General features: G+C 36.4%; 24 protein-coding genes and 2 pseudogenes. 15 read left to right on the plus strand and 11 right to left on the minus strand.

The window, feature by feature from the left end:
- The first annotated feature begins 11 nt into the window (after positions 1 to 11).
- From ABWU38_RS02290 to ABWU38_RS02310, 5 genes are all read left to right on the plus strand, one after another.
- Positions 12 to 1,295: an HlyC/CorC family transporter gene (locus ABWU38_RS02290; RefSeq protein ID WP_253309372.1), complete on the plus strand. Its 1,284-nt coding sequence runs from the start codon at positions 12 to 14 to the stop codon at positions 1,293 to 1,295.
- Positions 1,296 to 1,308: 13 nt separating this feature from the next.
- The gene (locus tag ABWU38_RS02295) at positions 1,309 to 1,575 is read left to right on the plus strand and encodes a DUF2312 domain-containing protein (protein WP_064125346.1); all 267 of its coding nucleotides are present in this window, start codon (positions 1,309 to 1,311) and stop codon (positions 1,573 to 1,575) included.
- Positions 1,568 to 2,233 carry a UbiX family flavin prenyltransferase gene (locus tag ABWU38_RS02300; protein ID WP_253309371.1) on the plus strand — a complete coding sequence of 222 codons (666 nt, stop codon included), beginning with the start codon at positions 1,568 to 1,570 and terminating at the stop codon, positions 2,231 to 2,233. Before ABWU38_RS02295 ends, ABWU38_RS02300 begins: the two co-directional genes overlap by 8 nt.
- The gene (gene folD / locus ABWU38_RS02305; RefSeq protein WP_253309370.1) at positions 2,217 to 3,095 is read left to right on the plus strand and encodes a bifunctional methylenetetrahydrofolate dehydrogenase/methenyltetrahydrofolate cyclohydrolase FolD; all 879 of its coding nucleotides are present in this window, start codon (positions 2,217 to 2,219) and stop codon (positions 3,093 to 3,095) included. Before ABWU38_RS02300 ends, folD begins: the two co-directional genes overlap by 17 nt.
- A gap of 382 nt (positions 3,096 to 3,477) precedes the next feature.
- Complete coding sequence (locus ABWU38_RS02310; protein WP_353272409.1) at positions 3,478 to 3,696, plus strand: transposase; 219 nt, start codon at positions 3,478 to 3,480, stop codon at positions 3,694 to 3,696.
- 47 nt (positions 3,697 to 3,743) lie between these two features.
- Here ABWU38_RS02310 and ABWU38_RS02315 read toward each other — a convergent pair whose 3' ends face one another.
- On the minus strand, positions 3,744 to 3,959 hold the full coding sequence (locus ABWU38_RS02315; protein ID WP_373457553.1) for a transposase: 216 nt from the start codon (positions 3,957 to 3,959) through the stop codon (positions 3,744 to 3,746).
- Positions 3,960 to 3,961: 2 nt separating this feature from the next.
- Positions 3,962 to 5,192 (minus strand): annotated as a pseudogene (locus ABWU38_RS02320) (IS256 family transposase).
- Positions 5,193 to 5,294: 102 nt separating this feature from the next.
- Here ABWU38_RS02320 and ABWU38_RS02325 point away from each other — a divergent pair.
- A complete protein-coding gene (locus ABWU38_RS02325) occupies positions 5,295 to 5,540 on the plus strand; it encodes a hypothetical protein (protein WP_253307281.1) in 246 nt (81 codons plus the stop codon).
- 52 nt (positions 5,541 to 5,592) lie between these two features.
- Entirely contained in the window at positions 5,593 to 6,192 is a 600-nt protein-coding gene (locus ABWU38_RS02330; RefSeq protein ID WP_253307282.1) for a TIGR02217 family protein, read from the plus strand.
- Here the strand turns inward: ABWU38_RS02330 and ABWU38_RS02335 are convergent.
- Together ABWU38_RS02335 and ABWU38_RS02340 are read right to left on the minus strand one after the other, a co-directional pair.
- Positions 6,185 to 8,830 (minus strand): 2-oxoglutarate dehydrogenase E1 component, encoded by a 2,646-nt coding sequence (locus tag ABWU38_RS02335; protein WP_265016484.1) that lies wholly within the window; start codon positions 8,828 to 8,830, stop codon positions 6,185 to 6,187. The two genes, ABWU38_RS02330 and ABWU38_RS02335, sit on opposite strands and share 8 nt — an antisense overlap.
- Positions 8,831 to 9,444: 614 nt before the next feature.
- Positions 9,445 to 9,675, minus strand: a complete 231-nt coding sequence (locus ABWU38_RS02340; RefSeq protein ID WP_353272410.1) for a hypothetical protein — start codon at positions 9,673 to 9,675, stop codon at positions 9,445 to 9,447.
- Between the two features lie 102 nt (positions 9,676 to 9,777).
- On the opposite strand from ABWU38_RS02340, the gene ABWU38_RS02345 reads away from it, so the two are divergent.
- From ABWU38_RS02345 to ABWU38_RS02375, 7 genes are all read left to right on the plus strand, one after another.
- On the plus strand, positions 9,778 to 10,737 hold the full coding sequence (locus ABWU38_RS02345; RefSeq protein WP_353272271.1) for an IS5 family transposase: 960 nt from the start codon (positions 9,778 to 9,780) through the stop codon (positions 10,735 to 10,737).
- 31 nt (positions 10,738 to 10,768) lie between these two features.
- On the plus strand, positions 10,769 to 11,611 hold the full coding sequence (locus ABWU38_RS02350) for a hypothetical protein (protein ID WP_353272411.1): 843 nt from the start codon (positions 10,769 to 10,771) through the stop codon (positions 11,609 to 11,611).
- A complete protein-coding gene (locus tag ABWU38_RS02355) occupies positions 11,556 to 12,206 on the plus strand; it encodes a hypothetical protein (protein ID WP_353272412.1) in 651 nt (216 codons plus the stop codon). The genes ABWU38_RS02350 and ABWU38_RS02355 overlap by 56 nt, the downstream gene beginning before the upstream one ends.
- Positions 12,207 to 12,439: 233 nt before the next feature.
- Positions 12,440 to 12,697 (plus strand): hypothetical protein, encoded by a 258-nt coding sequence (locus ABWU38_RS02360; RefSeq protein WP_353272413.1) that lies wholly within the window; start codon positions 12,440 to 12,442, stop codon positions 12,695 to 12,697.
- A 104-nt stretch (positions 12,698 to 12,801) separates the two neighbouring features.
- Positions 12,802 to 13,020, plus strand: a complete 219-nt coding sequence (locus tag ABWU38_RS02365; protein ID WP_341819653.1) for a hypothetical protein — start codon at positions 12,802 to 12,804, stop codon at positions 13,018 to 13,020.
- Positions 13,007 to 14,641 (plus strand): recombinase family protein, encoded by a 1,635-nt coding sequence (locus ABWU38_RS02370; RefSeq protein WP_353272414.1) that lies wholly within the window; start codon positions 13,007 to 13,009, stop codon positions 14,639 to 14,641. The genes ABWU38_RS02365 and ABWU38_RS02370 overlap by 14 nt, the downstream gene beginning before the upstream one ends.
- On the plus strand, positions 14,592 to 14,972 hold the full coding sequence (locus tag ABWU38_RS02375; protein ID WP_353272415.1) for a hypothetical protein: 381 nt from the start codon (positions 14,592 to 14,594) through the stop codon (positions 14,970 to 14,972). Before ABWU38_RS02370 ends, ABWU38_RS02375 begins: the two co-directional genes overlap by 50 nt.
- On the opposite strand, the gene ABWU38_RS02380 is transcribed toward ABWU38_RS02375, so the two are convergent.
- The 7 genes and pseudogenes from ABWU38_RS02380 to ABWU38_RS02410 all read right to left on the minus strand — a co-directional run bounded on the left by ABWU38_RS02380 (position 14,973) and on the right by ABWU38_RS02410 (position 19,317).
- The gene (locus ABWU38_RS02380; RefSeq protein ID WP_353272416.1) at positions 14,973 to 16,226 is read right to left on the minus strand and encodes an AAA family ATPase; all 1,254 of its coding nucleotides are present in this window, start codon (positions 16,224 to 16,226) and stop codon (positions 14,973 to 14,975) included.
- Positions 16,223 to 16,720, minus strand: coding sequence for a hypothetical protein (locus ABWU38_RS02385; RefSeq protein WP_265016581.1), 498 nt, complete (start codon positions 16,718 to 16,720; stop codon positions 16,223 to 16,225). The genes ABWU38_RS02380 and ABWU38_RS02385 overlap by 4 nt, the downstream gene beginning before the upstream one ends.
- Positions 16,721 to 16,750: 30 nt before the next feature.
- Positions 16,751 to 17,587, minus strand: coding sequence for an AAA family ATPase (locus ABWU38_RS02390; RefSeq protein ID WP_265016580.1), 837 nt, complete (start codon positions 17,585 to 17,587; stop codon positions 16,751 to 16,753).
- Between the two features lie 12 nt (positions 17,588 to 17,599).
- Positions 17,600 to 18,175, minus strand: a pseudogene (locus tag ABWU38_RS02395) (AAA family ATPase); the annotation flags it as partial.
- Positions 18,176 to 18,399: 224 nt separating this feature from the next.
- Positions 18,400 to 18,750 carry an AAA family ATPase gene (locus tag ABWU38_RS02400; protein ID WP_410542150.1) on the minus strand — a complete coding sequence of 117 codons (351 nt, stop codon included), beginning with the start codon at positions 18,748 to 18,750 and terminating at the stop codon, positions 18,400 to 18,402.
- Positions 18,751 to 18,801: 51 nt separating this feature from the next.
- Positions 18,802 to 19,089, minus strand: coding sequence for a hypothetical protein (locus ABWU38_RS02405; RefSeq protein WP_353272417.1), 288 nt, complete (start codon positions 19,087 to 19,089; stop codon positions 18,802 to 18,804).
- Between the two features lie 84 nt (positions 19,090 to 19,173).
- Positions 19,174 to 19,317 carry a hypothetical protein gene (locus ABWU38_RS02410; RefSeq protein ID WP_353272418.1) on the minus strand — a complete coding sequence of 48 codons (144 nt, stop codon included), beginning with the start codon at positions 19,315 to 19,317 and terminating at the stop codon, positions 19,174 to 19,176.
- Positions 19,318 to 19,538: 221 nt separating this feature from the next.
- On the opposite strand from ABWU38_RS02410, the gene ABWU38_RS02415 reads away from it, so the two are divergent.
- Positions 19,539 to 21,644, plus strand: coding sequence for an AAA family ATPase (locus tag ABWU38_RS02415; protein WP_265016579.1), 2,106 nt, complete (start codon positions 19,539 to 19,541; stop codon positions 21,642 to 21,644).
- Positions 21,645 to 21,788: the final 144 nt, after the last annotated feature.

The raw sequence follows: 21,788 nt of genomic DNA on the forward strand, positions 1-21,788 counted from the left end.
ATCGTACTTTAATGGATTGGTTATTGGTCTTAGTATCATCAGCAATTTTTATTTTGTTAATTTTATCGTTTTTGTTCTCAGGAGCAGAAATAGGCTTAACCTCAATTAGCCGTTCTCGAGTTAATAAGCTAAAGCTAGACGGTAACAAAAGAGCCAGGATAATAGACCGCTTATTAAATAAGAAAGAATTGACAATAGGAACGGTATTGCTCGGCAATACAATTATTAATATTACTTGCTCTGCTTTATTTACAGCAATATTTATCAATCTTTTTGGAAATGAGGGCATTCTCCTATCAACAATTATAATGACATTTTGTATTTTATTATTCTGCGAAGTTCTACCAAAAACTTATGCTATTCAAAATCCTGAAAAATTTGCATCATTTTCTGCTTATTTTGTATTGTTTTTTGTAAAGATTTTTTCTCCATTGACGCTAGGTATTCAATTTATTGTTAACCTCATCCTGAAATTATGTGGGCTGCATAAAGATAAGGAAGTAATATCTGCAGCGGATGCAATGCGTAATATGATTACTCTTCACCGCAGTGAAGGAACTATGTTACAACAGGATTTAGATATGCTAAGCAGCATACTTGATTTGGCTGAGACAGAAATATCACAAATTATGACCCATAGAAGAAATTTATTTTCTCTTGATATAAATCGAAGTAAAGAAGAGTTAATAAGGGAAATTTTAACTAGCAGTCATAGTAGGATACCTTTATGGCAAAAAGAACCAGATGATATTATCGGTGTAATTCACGTGAAGGGTCTAATAAATGCCTTGCGTGAAAAGAATAATAAAGCGGAAGAAGTTGACATTACCCAAGTTATGTCAAAGCCTTGGTTTATACCAGAAAGTACACCGCTCAGCGTGCAACTTCATAACTTCCGTAAGAACAGGAAACACCTTGCATTTGTTATTGATGAGTATGGAGCACTGCAGGGAATTGTAACTCTTGAGGACATACTGGAAGAAATAGTTGGAGAAATTTCGGATGAACATGATTTGATCACGGAGAATTTCATAAAGAAAATATCTGACAATATGTATCACATAGAAGGAAAATCTACTATTAGGGACATTAACAGGCAGTTACACTGGAATCTCCCTGATGAAGAAGCTACAACTCTAGCAGGTATGATTGTGAATGAAATAGAGCGCATTCCTGACGAAGGCGAGGAGTTTTCCATGTATGGTTTTCGCTTTAAGATTTTAAAAAAAGATAAAAATATTATTACTGTTGTTGAAGTGCAAGTAAAAACTGGTAATACTAGTAGCAGCAATTAATTAGTGGAGTTTCATGGAAGATACAGTAAAAATAACGGCTGAAGAGTTGAAGGGTTACATAGAGAGAATCGAAAAACTTGAACAAGAAAAGAGGGATGTGCAAGATCACATTCGTGATGTATATGTAAAAGCCGCAGATGAAGGTTGGGATATAAAAGTGATGAAACAAATTATTAGGCTGAGGAAGATGGATGATGATGACAGAGAGGAACAGGAAATATTGCTTGATACCTATAAACGTGCATTGGGAATGAGCTACGAAGAAGAGTTAAGTGAATAGCAGAATTGTAATTGGAATAAGTGGAGCATCTGGTTCTATTTACGGTGTACGTATTTTAGAGGCGTTAAGAAATATTAATAGATCTCTTATCCCTGTCATCCGAGTAGCTGACACTGGGATCCAGGGAAAAAGAAATATAGATTCCAGCGTCACGCGCTGCAAATTTGGTTATGAAACTCATTTAGTGATAAGTCGTGCTGGAAAAATAACTCTAGCTCATGAGATTAAAGAAAAACTTGAAGATATTACATCACTTGCAGATTTTTACTATTCTGAAGAAAAAATAGGAGAAAAAATAGCAAGTGGCTCATTTAAAACCTCAGGAATGATTGTAGCACCATGCTCTATGAAGACAATGTCTGAAATTGCATCAGGTGTTACTTCCAATCTATTGACAAGGGCTGCAGATGTAACGCTAAAAGAAAGAAGAAAATTAATTCTTATGGTGCGAGAGTCACCACTACATCTTGGGCATTTACAAAATATGTTAAAATTAACGGAGATGGGAGCAATAATTGCTCCACCAGTGCCTGCTTTCTATATTAAACCAAAATCGTTGGATGATATTATTAATCATTCTGTTGGCAAAGTATTGGATTTATTTGATATCAAATTACCTGACTTTAAGGAGTGGCAAGGAAGTGACAATTATTATTGATGGTAAAAAAATAGCAAACGACCTATGTGAGAGGCTATCACAAAAAATTGATATTTTAAAGAGAGAGTATAACATTTTTCCTTGCCTGAAAGTAATTCTCGTGGGCAGCAATCCAGCAAGTCAGGTTTATGTTCGCAACAAACAGAAAAAAGCGGAATCAATAGGCATAAGTTCTGAGACCATTGTTTTGCCTAATAATATTTCAGAAGATGAATTGATTGAAAAAATCAATGAGTTAAATGAAGATCGATCTGTGCATGGCATTTTAGTACAGTTGCCTTTACCAAATCATATTAGTGCAAGCAGAGTAATTAACGCAGTAAGTATTGAAAAAGATGTAGATGGCTTCCACGATGAAAACGTTGGTAGATTAGTTAAAGGTGAAAAAAACTGCCTTATACCTTGCACTCCTAAAGGTTCTTTGCATTTAATTAAATCAATTGAAGAGAACCTTTCCGGTAAAAACGCAGTGGTGATTGGTAGGTCAAATATCGTGGGCAAGCCAATGTTTCACCTATTGCTGCAGGAAAATTGCACTGCTACCATCTTGCACTCACAGAGTAAAGATTTAGCTGAATATTGCTCTAAAGCGGATATAGTAGTTGCAGCAGTCGGAAAGCCAAATTTTGTTCAAGCAGACTGGATAAAGAAAGGTGCAATAGTGATCGATGTTGGCATAAATAGTGTTAATGTAGGAGAGCTTGTAGGTGATGTTGACTTTGAGGGAATAAAAGGGAAAGCCAAAGCTATTACCCCAGTACCCGGAGGCGTTGGCCCAATGACAATTGCATTTCTAATGATGAACACTGTTATTGCTGCTTGCTTGCAGAAGGGAGTTGATGCTTCTAATTTCATTAGTTGAGGTATGAAGAGGGAAGCTATATGAAGATAGAATGTACCACATCTCACAATTAATAAAAAATTGAGATTTTTGAAATTCCTCAGTAGTCAAATTTATTAAATATTTAGGATCATCATCTATTCTTTTTTCTCTACAAGTATAGTATTTTCAAAAGCGAATGATAAAGGTATAATATATTCTATACTGAGAATATGCACGAGCTCCAAGAGGAGAAAAAATATATGCTGATGTTCCGGAAAAAAGCGGGAAAGAGTGAGTATAATAGGTGGATGGATTGAAAAGAAGTTTATTGCACCAATGACCTTCACAGGAGGGTGTAATAAAGATGTATTTAATGTATGGTTAGAGCGAACCACAATTGCAGCGTAATACAACCATAGTTATGGATAATGCTACATTCCATAAAACTCCCAAAACAAAGTCATTAATAGAGTCTTTTGGCTGTCATTTGCTTTATCTTCCAACATATTCACCTGATCTAAATCCGATAGAGCATTGTTGGCACAACATCAAAAGTCGCCTCAGACCTCTAATGCATCAATGTACAGACTTACACCTTTTAGTTGGTAATACCATTTTAGACGTTTATCATTCGTTTTAGAAAATACTATACTTGTAGAGAAAAAAGAATAGATGATGATCCTATAGCTAACCCAAGAAAGGGTTACCTGAATACTGAAAAACAAAATCAATAGCAGAATTGATATCAGGCCAAAAGCTTGGCAGCGCTTTTTTTATGGCATGCTTGATGGCAAACCAGAACTTCTCAATTGGATTTAAATCAGACGAGTATGGCGGCAAAAATAAAACTTTACATCCAACACTTTCTATTGGGAGTGTTAAATAAACTGTGTCAAACCGCATTTTTAGTTCAACTCAATTTTCAATCTGCCAGGAAAGAAAACATCAAGTTGAGAGATAGTTAATGCCCAATCATGTACAGGCATCGTCCACTTTTCCTCTGCCTTCTTTATAGCACAATATACCTGCTTATACAAGGCATTTATGCTGGTAAATGAGCCTTTGGTCTTAGTGAATTTCCTAATTTGCCTATGTAGCCCCTCTATGGGATTGGTGGTGTAGATTATCCTCCTAACTGGACCAGAATACTTAAAATAACCAGACAAGTTTTCCCAATTATTCTGCCAAGATTTTATAACCATAGGGTACTTTGTGTCCCATTTTTCATCTAATTCCAACAGATAATTCTCGGCAATTTCCTTGCTTGAAGCTTGATATACCTTCTTTAAATCGCTCAAAAAACTCTTCGCATCTTTACTGGCCACATACTTCAGTGAGTTGCGTATCTGATGCACTATACACATCTGCACTTCCGCATTAGGAAAGACACTGTTTATAGCTGCAGGAAAGCTTTTCAGCCCATCAACGCAGGCAATAAGGATATCTTCTACTCCTCTTTCTTTGAGGTCATTTAGCACTCCCAACCAGAAGTTAGCTCCTTCACTTTCAGCCAAATAAAAACCTAATACTTCTTTTTTGCCATTTTGATCTATGCCTAATATGTTATACATGCATTTACTTACGCAATGCCCGTCCTCTTTGACTTTAAAAAACCATGAAAACTATCGGATATACAGACTGCAGCGGGCGACTATGCCATTCGTTGATTACTGGTAGCAATTTGTCAGTAATACTTGATATCTCTGCCACCGATATTTTGTGATCATAAATTTCCTCAACATGTGACACTATATCTCTATAGCCCATACCACTGGCAAATGTGCTCAAAATCTTCGTTTCAAGCTCTGGATGTAAGTTTGTTTGCCTTTTTTTGACTATTTGTGGTTCGAAACTTCCTTCCCTATCTCTTGGCGTCAAAAGCTCAAATGACCCTGCGCTTGTACGTAAAGTCTTTGCATTCCTCCCATTTCTTCGATTATTCTCTTCGCTTTCAGCCGACAAGTGGTTTTCTATTTCACCTTCCAGGCTTACCTCCAGCAACTTTTTTATAAACGGTGTTAATGCTCCATCTCTTCCTGTCAACGGTCTTCCTTCTCGTATAGACAACAGGATATTTGTTTCTAATTCTTTATAATCTACCAAACCGGTAGTTCTGTTTACTACTTTCTGACTCATTGTCAAACCTCCATTTTTTTATATCAATTTATTACTTTTTTTTCGGTTTGACACAGTTTATTTAACACTCCCAAGAAAGAAGCTGTTTATGGCACAGTTGCTGTGATAGCTGCTATAGTATTCACAGCATCTGCTATAGCTGCTATCATTACTCAAGCAATTCCTTTTGCATGTCTTACTGGAATTGCTTTAGTCGTTGGATGTGTTTGTGTATATCAATTAACGCAGAGTCATAAGAACATTAACGAACTGAAAAGTGAGTTAGAAGAAAATAGTACCCTTACTTTTCTAGAAGAAATAGGATTAAAAATGCACGGTCTTATTAATAAAGCAACTTTAAAAATTTAAGATCTTTCCTGTTTTACTACACCACCTCAATTTTACTTTCATAGGAGGACATATGTCATTCACAGAAATTAGATTTCCAGAAAATATATCTTATGGTTCCACTGGAGGACCGGAATTTTCCACTGACGTTGTAACAACTCATAACGGTTGTGAACAGCGCAACATCAATTGGTCTCATGCACGCACTAGATACAACATAGCTTACGGGGTCAGATCAAACGAGCAGCTAACAGAACTCATAACATTTTTTCATGCACGAAAAGGTAAAGCAATAGGGTTTCGTTTTAAGGATTGGTCAGATTTTATAGCCATTAATCAAAAGATTGGTATAGGAGATAACAAAAAAACGACTTTTCAGCTAATCAAAACTTATGTAAGTGGGGAAGATAAGCATATACGCATGATCAAAAAGCCAGTACATGGGACAGTAAAGATTTATTTAAATGGTAAAGAAGAGAGTGAATATTCAGTAAATTATTCAACGGGAGAAATAACATTTATGAAGCCACCAGTAAAAGATGCGATAATCACTGCTAGCTTCGAATTTGATGTGCCCGTGCGCTTTGATACAGATTACTTAAACGCTTCTATTGATGACTATGGAAGCAATAGCTGGAATAACATTCCACTAGTAGAGGTGAAGTTTAATTAAGCTGCTTTAAAATTTCCTCCTGTTGCTGAGTGTGAACACTAGCATAACCACATGCAGGAGATGCAGCAGCAGGTCTTGCGATACACTTAGGTCTTTTTGCTTGAATATTGAGGTCAGATAACACCTCGTCTATCAATGGGTTGACAAAAAACCATCCCCCCATATTTTTTGGTTCTTCTTGACACCATATAATTTCAGCGTTCTTGTACTTTTCAAGTTCGCTGCTTAATTTATCGGCTGGAAACGGATAGAATTGTTCTAAACGTATCACTGCTATATCGTTTATTTTTTGTGTTTCAAGCATTTCAATTATATCGTAATAAACTTTACCACTGCATATTACAACTTTACGTATTTCATTATTTGAAACTAAACCTGTTCTACATTCTGGAATTACCGTGAGGAATTTTCCTTCAAAGTCAGATAGGTTAGAAACTGCTCTTTTATGACGCAATAGTGATTTAGGTGTAAACACTACTAAAGGCTTACGAAAGTCTCTATGCATTTGTCTGCGTAAGACATGGAAGTAATTCGCCGGAGTGGAACAATTAACTACCTGCATATTATCCTCTGCGCAGAGTTGCAAAAATCTCTCTATACGTGCGGAGCTATGCTCAGGTCCTTGCCCTTCATAACCGTGGGGCAACAATAGAACTAGACCGCTTGATCGCAACCACTTTGTTTCTGCAGATGCGATAAACTGGTCGATCATAATTTGTGCACCATTTGCAAAATCACCAAATTGTCCTTCCCAGAGCACCAGTGAATACGGAGAATCAAGACTATATCCATATTCAAAGCCCATTACAGCATACTCTGATAAAGCGCTATCTATGACCTCAAAGTGAGCTTGCTTTTCATTTATATTGTTTAGCGGAATAAACGCTTCTTCTGTTGCCTGATCAACAAGCCTTGAATGACGGTGCGAGAAAGTCCCACGACCAGAATCTTGTCCTGATAAACGCACTCCTATTCCTTCTGTAAGCAGTGACGCAAATGCAAGACTTTCGGCAGTTGCCCAGTCTATATTGCTACCAGAATTTATGCTGTCTATTCTTCCATCGAGTATTTTTCTAACCTTATTGTTAATGTTAAAGCTACTTGGAATATTGCTATTTATATGCACACCCAATTTTTTCAACTCATCTGGCGGAACACCAGAATCCGTGTAGTATTCGCTCAAATCGTTCAGCTTTGCTCTTCTTAATTTTGACCACACTCCACCGAACCAGTCAGCTTTTTTTGGAGTGTAAGTCACTGATTCAGCAAGACTTTTATCTAATTTTGCCCTGAACTCACTGCGCAATTTATTTACTTCATCGCCATCTAATACTTTCTCTGCAGTCAATTTTTCTTCATACAATGTTCCAGGAGTTTTATGTTTTGATATCAGCTTATACATAAGTGGCTGAGTGAAATTCGGTTCATCGCCTTCATTATGGCCGTATTTGCGGTAGCATATTATATCAATCACTACGTCCTTTTTAAATTTCTGCCTATATTCCATCGCCAGACTTGCAGCAAAACTCACAGCTTCCGGGTTATCTCCATTCACATGGAAAACCGGAGCTTCTATTGATTTTGCTATGTCAGTGCAATAAAAAGAGGATCGTGCGCAGCATGGGTTAGCAGTAAAACCAACTTGATTGTTTATAACAATGTGCACAATACCACCCACTTTATAACCTTCAATGTTGCTTAGGCTCAAGGTCTCGGCAACGACACCTTGACCGATGAAAGCCGCATCACCATGAATTGATATGCCAAGCACGGACCTTATATTCTGTTTTGCTCTTATTCTTCCAGCCAAAACCGGATTCACCGCTTCAAGGTGAGATGGGTTAGGGCATAAACTTAAATGTATTTTTTTGCCACCTGTAAGTGCTCGATCAGAAGAATAGCCAAGGTGATATTTAACATCACCAGACACCTCAAGACCACTTGGGTATGCAAGGTTGCCTTGAAATTCAGATAGCATTGCCGCATATTCTTTGCCCATAACTTTGGTTAGAACATTGAGCCGTCCGCGGTGAGCCATGCCAAGGACTATTTCTTCAATACTAAAAGCTGCAGAATCACTAATAATTTTTTCAATAGCAACGATAGCTGATTCCCCACCTTCGATAGAAAAACGTTTATATCCAGGAAATTTCATATGGAGAAATTGCTCGAACATCTCAGATTCGATCAAGTGCCTCAGGATTTCCTTTTTATCTTGTGAACTCAGCGTATAGGTTTGATTTTCGATCTTTTCCTGCAGCCATATTCTCTCCTCATAAGAGGAGATATGCATAAATTCAAAACCGATATTCTTGCAGTAAATATCTCTATAGATTTCAGCGTCACTTGCCGGAGATAGATTTGAATATTTTTGGTAATCTATTAATTGATTCTCACTTGGTGACAATGGGTTTAAGTCTGCAAAAAAGTGACCATAGGACCTGAAGAAATTTGCTAAACTAGAAACTGAATCATCTACCTTAGTTGCATTGCAGGGCTCTGCTTTATTAACTTCTAAATTGCTTGAAAAAATTCTATACCAATCTTCCCCGATTGATTTATCGCCCTGCAGATAACGGCTATACATTTCTTCCACAAATTCTGCATTATCACCATAAAGGCAGCTTAAATTCGACATAATCACTATAAAAAGTATCAAATACTTATAAGTATAACTTAAGTTTTTTAAAAAAGAACTTTTTTAGTTTCTATACGTCATACCGTGATTTATTCACGGTATCTCATCCGCTAACAAGTAGCGGAATGACGATTTATCAGCAATCTAAGTCATACCGTGATTCATTCGCGGTATCTCTTAGCATAGATCCCGCTAACAAGTAGCGGGATGACGAATTACTATACCACCGCGAACCGTCATACCGCCGTGGTATCTCTTAGCATAGATCCCGCTAACAAGTAGCGGGATGACGAATTACTATACCACCGCGAACCGTCATACCGCCGTGGTATCTCTTAGCATAGATCCCGCTAACAAGTAGCGGGATGACGAATTACTATACCACCGCGAACCGTCATACCGTGATTTATTCACGGTATCTCATCCGCTAACAAGTAGCGGAATGACGGTAAACCTAGACTACTTTAGCTATAATTATTAAGCTGCACCTGCTGGATTTGGTGATTGACTATTAAGAAATTCTGCTCTAGCTTCGGTAAAATCTGGTGAGGGTTTTGAAAAAAACGCAGTTTTTATTGCACAGTATGCGCAATATAATGCAACAGCAGCAGTACTTACTGTAAAAATGGCAAACCCGATTTTATCTGCTTTTCTGAAATCTCCAACTGCAGCCTCAAGTGCGCAGCAGATACTAAAAAGCGAAAAATCACTATACCACCAGAGTATAGTAACACCGTATCACGATCAACGGCACCAAATAGCTGCCCAACTTTACTGTTGTGTTCAGCATAATCTACTGGTCTTTTATTGTAATGATCTTTTAAGTCTGGATGGCTTTGTTGCATAGCTAGTGTTGGTTGAGGTTATTGTAAGAAGAAAAGCTTTTTAATATATGGCTACTAACGCATTTTGTTGTAAAATAGGCATTTTTCAAACAAGTACAACTTATGCCACAAAAAATGAGAGTAAGTAACCAAAGAGAATATAACGAGTTTCTCAAAAAAAGAGGAAATGTTTTTCATTTTGTTAATCAAGCCATAGAAAATTGGTATGAAAATAGTCCAAAAGTTGCAGGTGGCAATAACACTTATAGTGATAAAGTTGTAATTTTAATACACATAATAGTTCATCTTTTTAGAATTGGCTTGAGACAAGCTGTAGGTTTTGTAAAAGGTTATATGGTACAAATAGGCAAAAAACTTAAGATTATCAGCTATACACAAGCTTCCAGAAGATTTAAAAAGCTTAATTTGAAGATTGATGACCATAGAAGCAATAAAGATGATCTGGAAAATGTTGAAATTGCCGTAGATAGCACTAGAGTTAGTATCTACAATAAGAACGGTGGGCATAGTAAGCTTAATATTCGAAAAAGAAAATACAGTGGTTATGGTCAAGTAAGAAAATTACATGTTGTTTTAAACATAAATGATAAGAAAGCAATAAGCATGAACTACACTAGTGGTGTTGCTGTAGACTATTTGCCGGTCTGCGATATGTTAGAAGAAGTCAGTGATAAATATAACATTTGTTCTATTCGAGCAGATGCGGCTTATGATATAAAAAGTGTGTATAAAGAATGCAGAAAATACAATATTGTGCCTATTATTCGCCCTAGGAAGGATACTAAAATTTGTTTAGCTGACTACTTATCAGAAAGAAACAAGTATATTAGTAGAATTAGGTCATATGAGAATTATGAAGATGGTATTAATGAATGGAAGAAAAAAGTTAAGTATGGAGCACGGTCTTATATTGAAGTCTTTTTCTATAGGTTGAAGCAAATATTTGGGTTTGGCTTGAAAAATAAATCAGAGGTAAATCGTGAAAAAGAGCTGTTAATTAAGTGCTACTTATTGAACAAATTTACTGATATAGGTATGGCTAAATTTAAATTAGCTGCGTAAATTCACTGTGATTTACATGCCTATCAGTGCTATGCAACAAAGCCATCCAGAGTTAATCAAGTGTGTTTACCATTTTGACAGAGTACAAAAAAGAGGGTTTTCTCCCTTTATTCTACAAAATTCCCCTAGGCGGATGAAAACTCCTTTTAAAAACTTTTTATCAAAGCAAATTGTTCACGAACTACTGCAAAAATATGATGCTGAAAAAAATGATGGCTTTGAAACTCAACTACAAGGTTTTTTCTATCATCATGATCGTATATACGTGTTTATACGTCGTGCTGGCAATAAGGACTTACTCTTTAATTCAAACCGTATTATCCATGGATATAGACCAGATCGGATTATTCTCGATTTTTCTCTACATGGTAATCAGTTAAATCTTTCTGCCAAAAACTCTGATGAAAGTCTAAAAATAGCAAATAGTATCGTAAGTCGTTACTTTCAACGTGAGTGCTTATTTATCGATATGCAAGACCAAAATTGTACACTTCTTGTTGCAGCATTCTTAAAGTCTTCCATAGAAGGGGCTGACCCTCATATTTGCCCTTTTGAAATAAAGTTCCGTTCAACTCAGCTCAAGAAAGATACATACTTAGTTGTAGCCACTAATCCATTTAACTCAATTGCTCGCGAATTACAGATGTTAAAATTAACACAAGATAATTCTGTTGTTGAGTCCATTCGCGTTTTGTTTCAGAATAAAAAAGTAACTTTATTTTTTAAAAGAAATCAGCATTATACCATTATTTATTACTCAGAGCATGTACTCAATAAAAAAGAGCGTGAAGATTTCAAGTCATTAATGAAGGAGAGCTATGGACTTACAATCCTACCAAAAGCAAACTATTGCAGATGTTCTGGAATCCAATGAACCCTATATTGACCCGAGCAAAGCTTACTTGAAAACTGCAATCTATTTATCTAGCCTTGGCTTTATTAAGCTAAAAGCAGTTGATTTTGTTATTTGTTCTCGTAAAGAGGATCATTTGGATTGGCCTCACGTATTTGATCCAGATTGCACTAATGAAATTCCTATTAGTCCAGACTTTGATGAAGAATGTGATGACATGCTTTGTGAAGATTGTTGCCGCTACATTCTACCCAATACTCATCAAAAGCAACGATTTCACCTACTATCAACCAATCTTAACCTAGAAAAAATTGCACATTGGTTTGAGAGTCTATTGAACAACTCAAAGTTCATCTGGCAAAAAGCAGCAGAAGGAGTTTATCACATAAGTAGCCAAGGCAGTATTGTTAGCATAATCATTCTTGATCTTTGCTCTGATACCGTATATTTAACCATAGATAAGCTTAGAATCCAGCCCACTGTCTTAATTACCGTAAGAGAGAATATACCGGACTGGCTTTGTTGCATCGCTACTTATGAAAGGCTAACTATAGCTAGGATTATAAGCAACCTATTGAAAATCTTGTTTTTTTGCAATCAATCTGATCAAATTTAAGAATAGTAATTTATTATTTATATTAATAAACTTAATTCTATTGAAAATAGCTAAAGCATTGAAATTCTTGAATTTTAGCCGGATTAGTGAGTGGTAGTGAAATTTCTTTTACTCAAATTTAGGTATTCACTGACCGTTCTTGTTATAAATACCAGAATAATAAGCTACTGATATTCTCCATCTTTTTTATCTTTAATCCATCATAGCTAGCGACGCAACAAAGCCTACCGGACTTGCCAGTTGTTTTGCCCATCGTAAAAATGTCTGATCTTTTTTGTGAGAATAAGACCTTATATGAAATACTTCTTGAAGCAGCTATACCAGAGTTAATTGCTAATGTCTCTACACAAATTTTTCCTGTCATTTCACTAAAACAAGTTAAACCTAAATCACCAAAGAAAACTCTACAACTTGGGTTCTCACATGGTACGGTCTACGTAAATGACATTGAAGTAGTAAATACCCCTGCAACAATGTTGCAACAAACATAAAACTAAAAAAAATAATTTCCCGGCAGCTTCTACTCAAAGAACGAGGAGTTGTTTTCACTTATAGAACCAACGATCAACTGACCATCTGTTTCGATGAGTGATATATGAACATATTTATATATTTTCAAGGAAAGCTCATGGGAAAAAAGAAACTGACTGTTCGTGTTAGCTATAGTTATGAACCTAATCGGTTAGCAGAATTGTACTTATTAGATGCATATAAAAAACTAGCATTAAATAAACAAGTAAATGGGAGCCAAAAGGAGAAAATTTTTGAATGTAACAATAGAATCAATTTAAGGGGGAGCAATGATAACTGTTAGTCTGTACGCGAGAGTTTCTTCAGGAAAACAAGTGCAAGGAGATACAATAGCAAGCCAAATTACTGCTATAGAGAATAAGATTAGTGCTGATGGACATAAATTACTAAGTGAATATAAATTTATTGATAATGGTTATAGTGGCTCTGATATAATACGTCCTAGTTTAGAAAAATTAAGAGATCAAATAGCAGAAGGTAATATTAATAAGGTTTATATTCATTCTCCTGATCGTTTGGCTCGCAAATATGTACATCAAATGTTATTAGTTGATGAATTTAAGAAATTGGGTGTAGAAACAGTTTTCTTGAATTGTCAAATTGACGATAATCCAGAATCTCAATTACTATTACAAATACAGGGTATGATAGCAGAATATGAACGTGCAAAAATTATGGAACGAAGTCGTAGAGGCAAGATTCACGCAGCCAATAAAGGCAGTATAAATGTAATGAGTGGAGCTCCTTATGGCTATCGTTATATAAATAAGCATATAGGAGGAGGACAAGCCTTTTTTGAAATTAATGAAGAGGAAGCTGAAGTCATTCGTAAAATGTTTTTTTGGGTGGGAAGGGGAAGAGTAAGCATTGGAGAAGTATGTCATAGATTAAGAGCTATGTCCATCGTAACACGAACAGGAAAAAGGTATTGGGATAGGAGTGTAGTCTGTCGTCTATTACAAAATCCTGCTTATAAAGGACAAGCAGCATTCGGTAAAAAAAAGCTAGGAGTAAAATTAAAACACGTAAGACCACAGAAACGCTCTTGTGAGCAACCGAAAGACAATTATTCTACTTTTCGTACTGATAAAGAAAATTGGATTTATATTCCTGTACCTAATATTATAAACGAAGATTTATTTGATATAGTTCAAGAACAGCTAACTGAAAATAAAAGAATAGCTAGGAGAAGACGAATGGGAGCAAATTACTTGTTGCAAGGTTTAACAGTATGTCAGCTTTGTCATTATGGATATCATGGTATTAGCACTTGCTCTAGCGCTCGTCGAACATATTATCGTTGTACTGGTACGGAGCGAGGTCACTTTGGTGGCAATAAAATGTGTAATAATAGAATGATTCGTACAGATGTATTAGACGTGGCTGTATGGGAAGAGGTAAAATACCTATTGAAAAATCCTACTCGGATATTAGAAGAATACAAGCGTAGACTTTCAGAGATTAAAAAATCACCATTAGATCAAAAAAGTGACTTTCTTGAGAAAAAAGAAGATCAATTAAACTGTGGCATTGCAAGGCTTATTGATGGCTATACTCAAGGATACATCAATGAAGAAGAGTTTAAACCAAGAATTAAAGCAATGAAACAAACCTTACAAATGATCGGAGAGCAAAAGAAAAAGATATTTGATCAAAAAAGACTTGAACAAGACTTAACTCTAGTGGTGACTACTTTAGAAGAGTTTTCTTCTAGCGTTAACTCAAGTCTTGATAACGCAGATTGGCTAACTAGACGTGATATCATTAGAACATTAGTTAAGCGAATTGAGATTAACCATGAAGACGTGCATATCGTGTTTCGAGTAAAAGAGCTGCCAGACTCTTTCACACACAGTGGAAAAGCGGACCAAAGTTTATTGCAACATTGTTGCAGGAGTCAATAAAAGAGCTATATTGTGTATTAGTATCTTTCGCGTTTTACTCAAACAATTCCTCGATGATTTTGAAAATGGTATACCATTAAAACATCATGTACCTCTTAGCACCGAAAAAATAGCAGATAGTTTAATTTTTCATTCAGAAATTACAGATTTAGAACAACAAATAAGATATCCTCTGAATAAAATGCAAAGACAAATAAAAGAAAAACTGGCCAACCAATCAGGATTGAGCATCGAACGTGATGATGTTATTCAAACCATTGGTTGGCCAGAATTAATTTGTAAGGAACATGGTTATCGCCTTAATCCCTTCACACTTGTGTTGACAAAGTAATCAAGCTAATGCCACAATCTTAGAAGCTTTCCAACATCCGTTAGCTCTGCTAATGAATTTTGCTGGTATAGGTTTTCCGTTTCCAAGTTCATACACTACCTGTAGGATATTTTCACGTCTACTCGGTTGAAACATTACTATACCAGACGTATAGAAACTTCTGAGTGCATTAGCTCCAACCAGAGCCTGAAATGGATTTTTTTCCAGTGTAGCTGTGGATACTTTCTTAGTGTGATGGGTCATGATTATTCCCACTGCTGGGTTAGTTGCAGAGCGTAATTTTTCAATTCCATTCTGTAAAAACGACAGCATCATAAAGTGTGTTGTAAGCGAGTCTATTGCAATAAGGTCAACCGTCTTTGTTCCAAATTTTTTCATGATAGTATCTTTGATCCACTCTATTCCTTCATCATTTAACGTTATCTTGATTTCTGCAGTAATAACTAGGTTTTCTTTCACTAAGTCCATGAGCTTTTGGTTAATCTTGAGTTGCTGTACACGCCTTCTCACACCGTCACGATTCATTTCGTCCTGTAAATATAGTATCTTTAGTGGCTTTGCAGGCTTCATATTAAGAAATGATATTCCGGCTGCCATATGTGCTAACAGAGAGAGTAGAAAACTGGTTTTGCCAATCTTTGGAGTACCGCCTATAACTAAAAGCCCTCCTGATGTTAAGATCTCTGGACCTATGACATCTTTCGGCATTGGAGATTGATCGCTTAAATACTGTCTTACAGAAAACGCCTTTTCCCCTTTTTTTATTGCCCCCTTTGCTTCTTTATTTTGTAATTTCTCAGTATTTTTAGTATTTAACCACTCCTTGGCAGAATCTATATTACCTTTGATTAAAGTCCAAAGATCAATAATGTCACCACTAGTCCCTGTGGTAAAATTACGCCAATTACCAGCTTTTTTACCTACTATTTTAACCATAATGGTATCTCCATTTAAGCTGCCGACATAAGTCTTCTCTTGGTAAAACTTACCTTCTGGAATTAGATGAGACACACATTCCTTAATATTATCAATTAATGACGCCTTTATTTCCTTTTTAGACATAAAACCCCCATAACCTACCAACATGTTTTTCATACGTTTAGAGCTGAGATTAGCTAGCTCACAAACAGTTTCAAAAGACTCTGAATTTAACCATTTTATCGCTTCTTCTTTCAGTTTTACGTTTTTTCCTACTGCATCTTTGATAGCCCTCTCAATGACAGCAATCCAGAGCTTCTCTTCGTCGTACTTCAAAATGGCACCCAATCAATTTCAGTATTTTGGTGTTGCTCTGGAGTAACAACTGTAGCAATCTTGTTCTTTTCTCCATACCGATCAGCTTCAATACCTACCTTTGCTCTGAATTCTAAACCATTTAAATCTGCAATAGAGTTCAGCTTACGAGCAAGAGTTGCCTTTTCTGAATTATCATGTGGATGAATATTGCGTGCTGACTCTAAAATGCTTCGAATCATAGCACGACCCATTTCTCCCCAAACATCCTCTCTTTCAACGCTTGCTTTGCCACTTTTAATACCAATTACTTGATAAATCTTACGTTTTGCATATGGCCCTTCAATGACGGTAAATTCTGCGTTTAAATAGATACTACCAGTAGTGGGACTTTTAGTGAGCCAGCATTCATAACCCCCAGGTTTAATAGCCATTTTGACTTTTACCGTTGTACCTTTAGGTATTAAATTACTTTGCGACTTTGCCGTGTTAAAATCAGTTAAATCTTGTAACATAAATGTCCCCATAATAAAATTGAAAAAGAATCAGCTATTCCATTGGTCCACAAACTGCCAGCGACCATCTATCTTGTCGACATTCTTGCGCAGGATATGCTTTCCATTGCGTAACTCAAAAACTATTTGACATGCGGTTTTTTCTTTTCCGTTTTCTTCTCTGTTTTCTTCATCCTTCCGAAACATCACCATACCTGTAGTGTAGAATCCCCTTAAAGACCCAGCACCACTTAAACCTTGAAATGGATCTTCTTCCAGCATTTTTTTGGATAATTTTTTAGTGTGGTGGGTAAGTATTATACCGGCATCTGGATTAATAACATTTCTCAGTCTTTCAAGCGTTTTTTGCAGGAAGAATAGCATAGCGCTGTTATCGTTCTCATTACCATATTCACCTGAATTAAAGATATTTCGTAGAGGATCTATGGCGATAATATCTGGCTTGAAACTTTTTTCCTCCAGAGAGTTTTTTATTTCATCTATCTCTTCACTACTAAACGATAGTTGTACTCTTGGCGTGATCATGAAGTTGTTTGCACCAATATCCAAAAGCTCTTTATCAAGTTTTAACTCCTGTAGACGCTCTTTTAAATATCCATCATCAATTTCAGTCTGCAGACAGAGAACTTTCATAGGACGACTTGGAGTCATACCCAGAAATGAAACTCCTGCTGCCATGTGCATGAGCCATGAAATTAGAAAATCGCTTTTACCAATTTTAGGTGGCCCGCCAAATACCAACAAACCCCTTGGAGTTAATATCCTTGGGTAGATGATGTCTTCTGGGATTGGTGCTTTGTCACTTAAATACTCTTTTACGCTGAAAAAAGGGACTTTTTGACCAATAGTGAAAATGTTTTGTAGCATAGTTATTCTCCATTAAGCAGCAGTAGAAAAGGCTTTAGCTTTGATTTTCGTAAGTAATTTTCCCAGATGCGGCTCTTCAACCATATCAAGGCATCCACTTCGATCTTTAGCAGGGTATCCCCAGGAATTAATGGTCTGACAGACAAATGAACGTACCTCTGTGCCATCATCTTTCTTGATTCCAACCATGCTGATTACTTCATCAACAATTCCAGGAATTTCACTGGCAGTTTTAGCCCCTTCACATTGAGGCAGCCAGGTTGGACGATTGCAATCATCAAGATACTGACCTAAAGTGCCAACTATGATGATGTCTTTATCCCGAATATGTTGAAACTGATTGAGCCAAGCCATCATCTCCTGAGCAAGTGTGCCGTAAGCAGCTCTTTTATCTTCTCTTCCCGATCTATCGGAAAAAGCTTCAGGTTGCATTCTTGCCCATAAAAAGCATAAACGTGATGCAACAGTGATACTATCGATAAAAATGCAATGATATTTAAAAAACTCCGAAGAAAGATCTTTGTACTTGCCAGATACATGCTCATAGTGCCTTTGACTATATGCTTGATCAGACTTCAGTGCAGGATGGCTTTGTTGCATCGCTAGCTATGATGGATTAAAGATAAAAAAGATGGAGAATATCAGTAGCTTATTATTCTGGTATTTATAACAAGAACGGTCAGTGAATACCTAAATTTGAGTAAAAGAAATTTCACTACCACTCACTAATCCGGCTAAAATTCAAGAATTTCAATGCTTTAGCTATTTTCAATAGAATTAAGTTTATTAATATAAATAATAAATTACTATTCTTAAATTTGATCAGATTGATTGCAAAAAAACAAGATTTTCAATAGGTTGCTTATAATCCTAGCTATAGTTAGCCTTTCATAAGTAGCGATGCAACAAAGCCGTGCAGGATTTGGCCCACCAATAAGACAAGCTATATCTCTTGCCTCATTCCAAGTACGAACGCTGATTGAATCTCCTTTCCAGTCTTGCACGGCTAAAAGCCCTGCTTCAAAATCAAGACAGAGTGTTGTCGACTCATCGAGAGTTTTAAGTAGACTAGTTTTGCCGATTCCATAAGGTCCAAAGATTACCATTTTTACACCTGTTACTGTTTTTACTCTTTCTTCGTTACTTATTATTTTTAGAGTCATAATCTCCCCCTATGTTTTATATACCGGAATGGTTCTCTGTTGTCGGAGGTTCTAGAAAACTTTTTTTGTATGTCGTCTTATTCTTCTGAGAATGTCATAGACTGTTGTCCTTGCTATTCCACGTATTTCAGCTACTTCTGGAACACTGAAGATTTCTAGCTGTCTGCATAGAACTTGCCATTCTTGAGGTAGTGTTGAGACAATGTAATCAAGATCACTACGGTCTGCTATTTCATCTTCAAAACGGCACCTTTCATCAGCAATGTTATCTAAAATAGTATGATCTATGTATAATATACCTTGTTTGCCACCACGCTTTTCGCATGATTGCCTATACACTAAGTTAATGGCACGGCACTTAACGAGTTGTTTAACAAAAGCAACAAAACAACTTTTACTCTCGTCATATTGAATAATTGTTGGCTAAACAAGTAAAAAAAGTTCTTGTTCAATATCTTCAATGCTTTCATCGGCAAAACATTTAAGGCGTTTAAGACATTTTGCATAATACTTTACGTACTTAACAACTATAGGATTAATTCCCGAGTAAGAGTTCTGCGATTTCATAATTTTTCTTGAATAATTAACTTCTTCAAGAGTGATCGTTTTCGGAGACTGATTGTAATTGCGGAGCAAAATTAAATAATTGCGATGCGATTTTAACCTACTGATATTCTGCGCTTTTTTTCTGAGAATAATGGCGATAGCAATTTAAATAATGGTGATGGCGCACAACAAGCAGCAATTACGGTATAGAGCACATAGGGAACATTTAAAGGTTTTGAACTATGAATTTCGGTTTAAGCAGTAAAGCAGAACTATTGTTGCAGATAAGATCGTGTCTTTCGTACTTACTACCTAATGGCACTTTTTGCAGAAATGAGTTTCAAGTAGGGGATATCTGGGGTAATAGAGGAAAAAGTTTAAGAGTAGAGCTAAGTGGCAGTAAAGCCGGGTTATGGAATGATTTCGCAACCGGGGACGGTGGTGACATTATCGATCTTTGGGCGGCCGTGCATAGAAAAAACGCCAGGACAGAGTTTCCTGAAGTAATGGCTTCTATAAGTGAATGGCTTGGCAAACAACACACTAGAGAAAAAAAGAGTATCAAAGATCTAGAACAGTACATGACTTGTAGCTGGAATTATTACGATGAAAACAACCAAGTTATTGTTATAGTTTACCGATATGATCCACCTGAAGGAAAAGAATATCGTCCATTTGATGTTAAAACGTTGAATTATGCTTCACCAGAAATAAGGCCTCTATACAATATTCCAGGCATTTTGAAGTCTGATAAAGTTATTCTGGTTGAAGGAGAAAAATGTGCTGAAGCGCTGATAGAACAAGGGATTGCAGCTACAACAACAATGTCTGGAGCAAACGCACCAATTGATAAAACAGACTGGTCACCACTTAAAGGTAAGCATATTATCATTTGGCCAGATAATGATGAAGCAGGTAAAAAATATGCTAAAAATGTTGAAAAAAAGCTTTTAGAGATCGGAGTTGCATCACTTGCTGTTCTTGAGATTCCGCAAGGTAAACCTGAGAAATGGGATGCTGCTGATTGTGTAGAGGAAGGTATAGATGTCAAAGAGTTTTTAGCTTCAACTCTGTTACTTACTATTGATACTCCAGCTACTGATACTTCAAATATGAAAAGTTTAGAAAGATCCACAAAACAGCCACTTAACATTTTAGATTGGAGTGCAGAGCGCTTTGTAGGTCCGGTACCAGAGCAAAAGTTTCTTGTTGAAGGGATATTTCCTTTAGGTGTTACTTCAATAATAGCAGCAATGGGAGATACAGGCAAAGGAATGCTACTTCTTGATTTAGCACTTAAAGTTGCAAGTAATAGAGATCAAATGTGTGGCTTTGGTTCACTTGTTACTGAACATGGATCAGTAGTGATTTTTTCAGCAGAAGATGATGCAAGTGAGATACACCGCCGCTTAGAACGACTCGACCCTAAGTGTGAAAGGTTGAAACATAAAGATAAATTATTTATTGTACCACTGCCAAACGTTAGAGGATCACTTACAATACTCAGAAATGTTCGTGGTAAAATCGTCGAAGTTTCTCCTGAATTCGAATCCGTAATGAAACAGCTCGAGGAAATTAAAGATCTGAAATTGATAGTATTTGATCCACTTGCTTCATTTATCCATGCAGATATAAATGCTGATCCTGCTGTAGGGGATTATCTAATGTGCTTATTATCTGATTTAGCATGTAGTACTGGAGCTTCGATAATTACTGCTCATCACATGAGCAAGCCAAAAGGAGAAAAACCGATATTAACTGCTGAACAAGCACGCGATGCAATTAGAGGTACCTCTGCTCTTGTTAATGGTGTTAGATGCTCATACGCTTTTTGGCCAATAGAAAATACAGCTAGGCTAGAAATCTTTAAGGCAGTAGGAGAAACACCAAGACAGAATGCTTTGTTTCATGGGGCAGTTGTGAAGGCCAATGGTTTAGCTGATCGCACTGTAAGAACTTACCTAAGAAATCAGGAAACAGGGCTACTAGAAGATATAACAATACAACTAACAGTTAAAAATGCTAGTGAAAAAGACCTTAAAATATGTCTTACTGATGCAATTACACGATCTGCTGTTGCAGGACACCCATTTACTCACACAGGAAGCACAGGAGTATATAAGCAACGGCATAGACTACCTGAAGTTTTTCACAGCATGGGAAGGGATAGACTAGAGCGTATGGTACAGGAACTTTTACAGGTAAAGCAGTTAGTTAAAGTGATGTCTACAGGTTCAAAAGAGGATAAGTGGCTTGACATTCCAACTGGACCATTTGCTTGTGGTATAGGAAAGTTCACTCTTGGAGCTGAAGATTTTAGCTATAGGCAAAATTTAATGTTAGGATAAGTCTTTTTTTATGGGTAAAAATATTTTAGAGTTTACCCAGTTTTCTCTATTGCCCTTTCAATCTATAGCTACTATCAATTTACATCCACTCAACTAAAACGCTAATCTTAGCACTGAAGATTACGATATAATTTTCAACTAAAG

This window comes from Wolbachia endosymbiont (group A) of Urophora cardui, from assembly GCF_964028435.1.
Taxonomy (GTDB): Bacteria; Pseudomonadota; Alphaproteobacteria; order Rickettsiales; family Anaplasmataceae; genus Wolbachia.

Bases quoted from the DNA above. Each gene is read 5' to 3' on its own strand.
- ABWU38_RS02290 (WP_253309372.1), top strand. From the start codon at position 12: ATGGATTGGTTATTGGTCTTAGTATCATCAGCAATTTTTATTTTGTTA.
- ABWU38_RS02295 (WP_064125346.1), top strand. From the start codon at position 1,309: ATGGAAGATACAGTAAAAATAACGGCTGAAGAGTTGAAGGGTTACATA.
- ABWU38_RS02310 (WP_353272409.1), top strand. From the start codon at position 3,478: ATGGATAATGCTACATTCCATAAAACTCCCAAAACAAAGTCATTAATA.
- ABWU38_RS02315 (WP_373457553.1), bottom strand. From the start codon at position 3,959: ATGCGGTTTGACACAGTTTATTTAACACTCCCAATAGAAAGTGTTGGA.
- ABWU38_RS02330 (WP_253307282.1), top strand. From the start codon at position 5,593: ATGTCATTCACAGAAATTAGATTTCCAGAAAATATATCTTATGGTTCC.
- ABWU38_RS02335 (WP_265016484.1), bottom strand. From the start codon at position 8,830: ATGTCGAATTTAAGCTGCCTTTATGGTGATAATGCAGAATTTGTGGAA.
- ABWU38_RS02340 (WP_353272410.1), bottom strand. From the start codon at position 9,675: ATGCAACAAAGCCATCCAGACTTAAAAGATCATTACAATAAAAGACCA.
- ABWU38_RS02345 (WP_353272271.1), top strand. From the start codon at position 9,778: ATGCCACAAAAAATGAGAGTAAGTAACCAAAGAGAATATAACGAGTTT.
- ABWU38_RS02350 (WP_353272411.1), top strand. From the start codon at position 10,769: ATGCAACAAAGCCATCCAGAGTTAATCAAGTGTGTTTACCATTTTGAC.
- ABWU38_RS02355 (WP_353272412.1), top strand. From the start codon at position 11,556: ATGGACTTACAATCCTACCAAAAGCAAACTATTGCAGATGTTCTGGAA.
- ABWU38_RS02365 (WP_341819653.1), top strand. From the start codon at position 12,802: ATGAACATATTTATATATTTTCAAGGAAAGCTCATGGGAAAAAAGAAA.
- ABWU38_RS02370 (WP_353272414.1), top strand. From the start codon at position 13,007: ATGATAACTGTTAGTCTGTACGCGAGAGTTTCTTCAGGAAAACAAGTG.
- ABWU38_RS02385 (WP_265016581.1), bottom strand. From the start codon at position 16,720: ATGTTACAAGATTTAACTGATTTTAACACGGCAAAGTCGCAAAGTAAT.
- ABWU38_RS02390 (WP_265016580.1), bottom strand. From the start codon at position 17,587: ATGCTACAAAACATTTTCACTATTGGTCAAAAAGTCCCTTTTTTCAGC.
- ABWU38_RS02400 (WP_410542150.1), bottom strand. From the start codon at position 18,750: ATGACTCTAAAAATAATAAGTAACGAAGAAAGAGTAAAAACAGTAACA.
- ABWU38_RS02410 (WP_353272418.1), bottom strand. From the start codon at position 19,317: ATGAAATCGCAGAACTCTTACTCGGGAATTAATCCTATAGTTGTTAAG.
- ABWU38_RS02415 (WP_265016579.1), top strand. From the start codon at position 19,539: ATGAATTTCGGTTTAAGCAGTAAAGCAGAACTATTGTTGCAGATAAGA.